Origin of the sequence: Streptomyces kurssanovii, from assembly GCF_040677245.1 — a bacterium.
Lineage (GTDB): Bacteria > Actinomycetota > Actinomycetes > Streptomycetales > Streptomycetaceae > Streptomyces > Streptomyces kurssanovii.
This window is the reverse complement of record NZ_JBFAQK010000115.1, coordinates 1-5,133: the sequence shown is the minus strand read 5'-3', so window position 1 is coordinate 5,133 and position 5,133 is coordinate 1. Positions and strand designations below refer to the sequence as shown.

The 5,133-nt window shown below is 69.0% G+C and carries 4 protein-coding genes and 1 pseudogene; all 5 read right to left on the bottom strand.

The features are described 5' to 3' along the window. On the bottom strand, positions 1 to 242 hold a 242-nt coding region (locus AB0K36_RS34505; RefSeq protein ID WP_364601754.1), incomplete at its 3' end, for an ATP/GTP-binding protein. Further along, a complete protein-coding gene (locus AB0K36_RS34500) occupies positions 223 to 825 on the bottom strand; it encodes a DUF742 domain-containing protein (protein ID WP_364601751.1) in 603 nt (200 codons plus the stop codon). The genes AB0K36_RS34500 and AB0K36_RS34505, both read right to left, overlap by 20 nt. 138 nt (positions 826 to 963) lie before the next feature. Then, on the bottom strand, positions 964 to 1,377 hold the full coding sequence (locus AB0K36_RS34495) for a roadblock/LC7 domain-containing protein (RefSeq protein ID WP_005311461.1): 414 nt from the start codon (positions 1,375 to 1,377) through the stop codon (positions 964 to 966). A gap of 10 nt (positions 1,378 to 1,387) precedes the next feature. Then, the gene (locus AB0K36_RS34490; RefSeq protein ID WP_364601749.1) at positions 1,388 to 4,675 is read right to left on the bottom strand and encodes a sensor histidine kinase; all 3,288 of its coding nucleotides are present in this window, start codon (positions 4,673 to 4,675) and stop codon (positions 1,388 to 1,390) included. 350 nt (positions 4,676 to 5,025) lie between these two features. After that, positions 5,026 to 5,133: pseudogene (locus AB0K36_RS34485) on the bottom strand (ATP-binding protein); the annotation flags it as partial.

Genomic DNA, 5,133 nt, shown 5'->3' with positions numbered 1-5,133 from the left:
TCCTGGTCGAGGGTGATGCGGCCGAAGTCCATGGCGACGGTGGTCGTCGTCTTGTCCCCGGTGTGGGTGAGGTCGTCGATGCCCGCCGACGCGGAGGTCATGACGGCTTCGGTACGCAGCGGGTTGATCTCCGAGACGGCGCCGACGAACGTGGTCTTGCCCACGCCGAAGCCGCCCGCCACCACGATCTTCGCGCTGGTGGTTGAGCGGGCAGCACCGCCGCTAGAGCTTGCGAAGTCCACTGAGCACCCTTTCGAGCAGTGTCACGTCTGGCTGGCCGCCGGCGGACTCGTCGCCGCCGGGCTGATGAATGGCGACAAGTCCGGCCTCCGCCAGGTCGGCGACGAGGATCCGGGCAACGCCGAGGGGGATGGAGAGGAGTGCCGAGATCTCAGCCACCGACTTGATCTCGAAACACAGCCGGCAGATCCGCTGGTGCTCGGGCAACTGCCCTTGCAGCCTTGACGGGTCGGCCGTGGTACTGACCAGCGCCTCGATGGCGAGCTGGTAACGCGGCCGGGTCCGGCCGCCGGTCATGGCGTACGGGCGCACCAGCGGGTTGTGCCTGCCGGAACCGGCGGGCGACGCCTTCGCGGGCTCCTGGGGCCGCCGCTGGGCCACCGGCTGGATGCGGGGCTGCTGCTGACCGTAAGAGGGGTCGTACGACGGGTCGTAGGACGGGTCGTACGGCGACTGCGACTGCTGGTAGGGCTGCTGCGCGCCTGCTCTGCCCGGCGTCGAAGGAAAGTTGAAGCGGTTGTCTGTGTGCTCACCGTGCGGCTGATGACCGCCCTCATAGGGGCGCCCGCCTGGGGGTGTTGCCACGTTTCCTCCTCCGACTGCCTGTACGCCGGTTCCTGTCCCTGTGGAGCCCGCGCCACCGCACCTTAACGGTGCGGTGGCGAGAAACGCACTGTCTGTCTACTGGTCAAGAGCAACTACCGGGACGAACCCGGCAGATCGTCAGTTGAGCAGGCTTCCCTGGAGCTCCGCGCGAAGGTCGGGAGTGAGGACGCTGCCCGCACGGTCGACCAGGAGAGCCATCTCGTAGCCCACGAGGCCGATGTCGGCCTCGGGGTGGGCCAGCACGGCCAGCGAGGAGCCGTCGGAGATGGACATGATGAAGAGGAAGCCGCGCTCCATCTCCACGACCGTCTGGTTGACGGCGCCGCCTTCGAAGATCCGGGAGGCGCCCGCGGTCAGCGAGGTCAGACCGGAGGCCACGGCCGCCAGCTGATCGGCGCGGTCGCGCGGGAAACCTTCGGACATCGCCAGCAGGAGTCCGTCGGCGGAGACCACCACCGTGTGCGACACCCCTGGGGTGTTGTCCACGAAGTTGGTGATCAACCAGTTCAGATTCTGCGCCGCCTGGCTCATCGGGCTCACACTAACGCTCCTGGTTGTAGGTACTGCCCGGGCCGGAGCCCGGTCCGTTCGTGTCCGTTCCCGCGCTGCGTCCCTGCTGGACACCGCGCCGCAGGTTGCTCAACCTGCCACGCACGTCCTCAGGGGCGCGGGAGACCTGTGGGCCGCCCTGCGGGGTCTGCTCGGCCGTGCCCTCGATCAGGTTGGCCTTGGGTACCCGCCGGGGAAGACCGGACGAGGTGACCCCGCCCGCCTTCGGGTCGCGAAGCTTCTCCGCCCGCTGCCAGCGCTCGTCGTTCGCCGAGCGCCAGTCGTCGGTGTCGGACCCGCCGCCGAAGCCGCCTGAGCCGTTGCTGCCGCCGCCCTGGGCCTGCCCGCTCTGCTGAGCGGCCGGAGCCTGTTCGGGGGCCTGCTGCTGCCACTGCTGCTGCGACGCCTGCGCCGGCGGCTGCGGCACCTGCTGTGCCGACGGCGGCTTCTGGCTGCCACCGCGCCGGGGAAGACCGGCGTTCGTCAGCTCGTGGCTGCTGCTCGGAGACGGTCCCGGACGCTCGAAGCCTACGCGGTCCGAGGCGTTCGCGGGAGCGCCGGGCGCAGATTCCGCTTCGGTGCGGTACTCGGGCTCGTAACCGGTCTGGTAACCGCTGTGATCGGCCCACTCGCCCTGGTGGGGCTGGGCGTCGTACTGGCCCTCGTACTGCTGCTGGGTGCTCTGCGGGTCCTGGTATGTGGCTTCCGCATATGCGCCCTGGAGCGGATCCTGCTGCTCCGTGTGCTCCGGGTAGCCGCCGTTCGCCGACGGGTACGCGTCCTGGTAGCCGCCCTGGTACTCGTCGTACGCCGGCTGCTGGTTCTGCGTGTAGCCCTGGTCCGCCTGCGCGTACTCCTGGCCGTACTCGGAGCCGTACTCCTGCTGCGGAGCCTGCTCCTGCTCGTACGGCGACTCGTCGCGGTACAGCGGCCGTTCGCCGTGCGCCTGGGCCTCCAGGGCCGCCCTGCGCTCCTCGCGCATCAGGGAGCGGCCCACGGGGTCCAGCTGGGTCGCGGAGCCGTCGGAGGGCTGCTCGTAGCGGGAGTCGTCGAAGCCGAGCTCCGCGGCGGTCCGCATCGGGGCGCTCTCGAAGGACTGCTGCTCCGGGATGATCTGCGAGACCGTGAAGTCGTCCTCGGGCAGCGCCTCGCCACCGCCACCGTGGGTGATGGCGTCGGGAAGCATGACCAGCGAGGTGGTTCCCGCCTGCTCGCCCGAGGGGCGCAGCTGGACGCGGATGCCGTGCCGGTCGGCGAGGCGGCCGACCACGAACAGGCCCATGCGCTGCGAGACGGCGGCGTCCACGGTCGGCGGGTTGGCCAGCTTGTGGTTGATGTCCGCGAAGTCCTCGGCGGTGAGGCCGATGCCCTTGTCGTGGATCTCGACCATGACGCGGCCGTCGGGGAGACGGGTCGCGGTGACGCGGACCTTGGTCTGCGGCGACGAGAAGGTGGTGGCGTTCTCCAGCAGCTCGGCGAGGAGGTGCACGAGGTCGGTCACGGCCTGGCCGTGGATCTCGGTCTCCGGGACGCCGGTGAGCTCGATGCGCTCGTAGGACTCCACCTCGGAGGAGGCGGCGCGCAGCACGTCGACGAGCGGCACGGGCTGGTTCCAGCGGCGGCCGGGCTCCTCGCCGGCGAGAATCAGCAGGTTCTCACCGTTGCGGCGCATACGGGTCGCCAGGTGGTCCAGCTTGAAGAGGTTCTCCAGCTGGTCCGGGTCGGCCTCGTTGTTCTCGAGGTCGGTGATCAGGGTCAGCTGGCCCTCGATGAGCGACTGGTTCCGCTGGGAGAGGTTGGTGAAGATCGCGTTGACGTTGCCCCGGAGCATGGCCTGCTCGGCGGCGAGCCGGACGGCCTCGCGGTGGACCTGGTCGAAGGCCCGGGCGACCTCGCCGATCTCGTCCTGGGTGTCGATCGGGATCGGCTGGACGCGGGTGTCGACCCGGCCCGGCTCGGTCCGGGAGAGCTGGTCGACGAGCATCGGCAGGCGCTGCTCGGCGATGCCGAACGCCGCGGTGCGCAGCTGGCGCATCGAGCGGCTCATCTGGCGGGCCATGAGGCCGGCCAGGATGAAGGCGGTGAGCAGGGCGATGACGACGATGAGGCCGTTGACAATGGCGTCGGTCTTGGCGTCGTCGGAGATCGCCGCGGCCTCGTTCACGGCCCGGTCCACGAGGTCGGTCTCGATCTCGGTGTAGCCGTCGAACTTGGCGGTGGCCGCGCCCATCCAGGTCTCGGGCGTGACGTCCTGCGTCTTCAGCCGCTCCGGGCTGGTGCCGGAGCCGATGGCGGTGGCCATGCCGGTGAAGACGGAGCCGTCGGCGCCCTTGGGCGGGTTCAGGCCGGCCGCGGCGAGGCGCTTGCCGCCCTCGGCGGCCTTGCCGGTCATGACTTCCTTGAGCCGTACGGTGTCGGCCTCCGTACCGCCGGAGACGTACTCGCCGATCGCGATCTGCTCGAGGTAGTTGTACGAGTTGAAGGCGATCTTCTGCTTCTCGAGGACGTTCTCGTCCTTGCTCGGCCTGACCAGCAGGTGCATGCCGATGGAGCGCTGCAGCGACGCGGCGGCCTTGGCGAGCTGGACGGCGTACACGGTACGGCCGTAGCTGGTGACGTTGCCGGTGCCGAGGCCGAGCTCGTTGGCGAACTCCATCAGCACGTGCTGGATCTTGACGTAGCCCTCTTCGGTCTGCACCGGGTCGAGCGCCTTGGTGTAGGCCGCCTTGCGCAGATCGGCGAGCTTGGGCTCCTCCTGCTTGAACAGCTGGAGCCGGCGGTCGAGGCCCTGCCCGGAGGGCATGTCCTTGACGGCCTGGTCGAACTTGGCCTTCGCCGCGTCGGTGGTGTCGTACGCCTCGGTGACGACGGCGGCCTGGCGGGCGTCCTGGCTCGTGGCGAGCAGCAGGGGCTGCGCGGTCAGGTCACGCTCGTTGAGGAGCGCCTGGCCGTACTCGGAGGCCGCGCGCACGATGAGTGCGGTCTTCTCCGCGTCCTGCGCCTCGCTCCAGGTGTCGATCGACTGCTTGACCTGGAACCCGCCCATCACCAGACCGACGAGCACGGGTATGAGGAGGATCGCGTTCAGGCGGGTGGGCACCCGCCAGTTTCGTGGGGACAGGCGGCTGGTGCTGCCCCCGGTACCGCCTCCCGGTCCGCCGACGCCCGGGGAAGAGCCGGAAGCTCCCGACGCATCCGCAGGCGGCGCCGCTGTGCGCGACGGCGGGGTGAAGTTGCCCCGCGCCTGCTGCTCTGCGGAGCTCGTGTTGCTTCGCCTCACTCGACCAACAACCTCTCGGCGTCGGCACCTACGCTGTGCCGTGTTTCGTTCAGAGCCGTACTACTCGGCAGTTCGACGAATTCCAGCACGTCGACCGGCCGCATTCCAAACACTCGGAATCAGTGATTCCGAGTGGCGTACGCCTCGCATAAAACGGGCATAAAGAACGAGCCCCGTCAAATGGCGAGGCTCATGTGAGCACAGTGGTACCGCCCGTGTGCAACGGGTGTCCACTGCGCCGGAATTCTCTGTCGAAATGTTATGAACACGGAGGCGGGCCGTGTCAAAAGACACAGCCCGGCCCATGGCAACTACGACAACTGCCGTATTGCGTCGTCTACTTGACCATTCTACTTCAGCCGGGCCATGAGGGCGTGTTCGACGAGGGTGATGAGTGCGCTCTTGGCGTCGGCGCGGTGGCGGGCGTCGGTGGTGATGATGGGGGTGTCGGGGCCGAT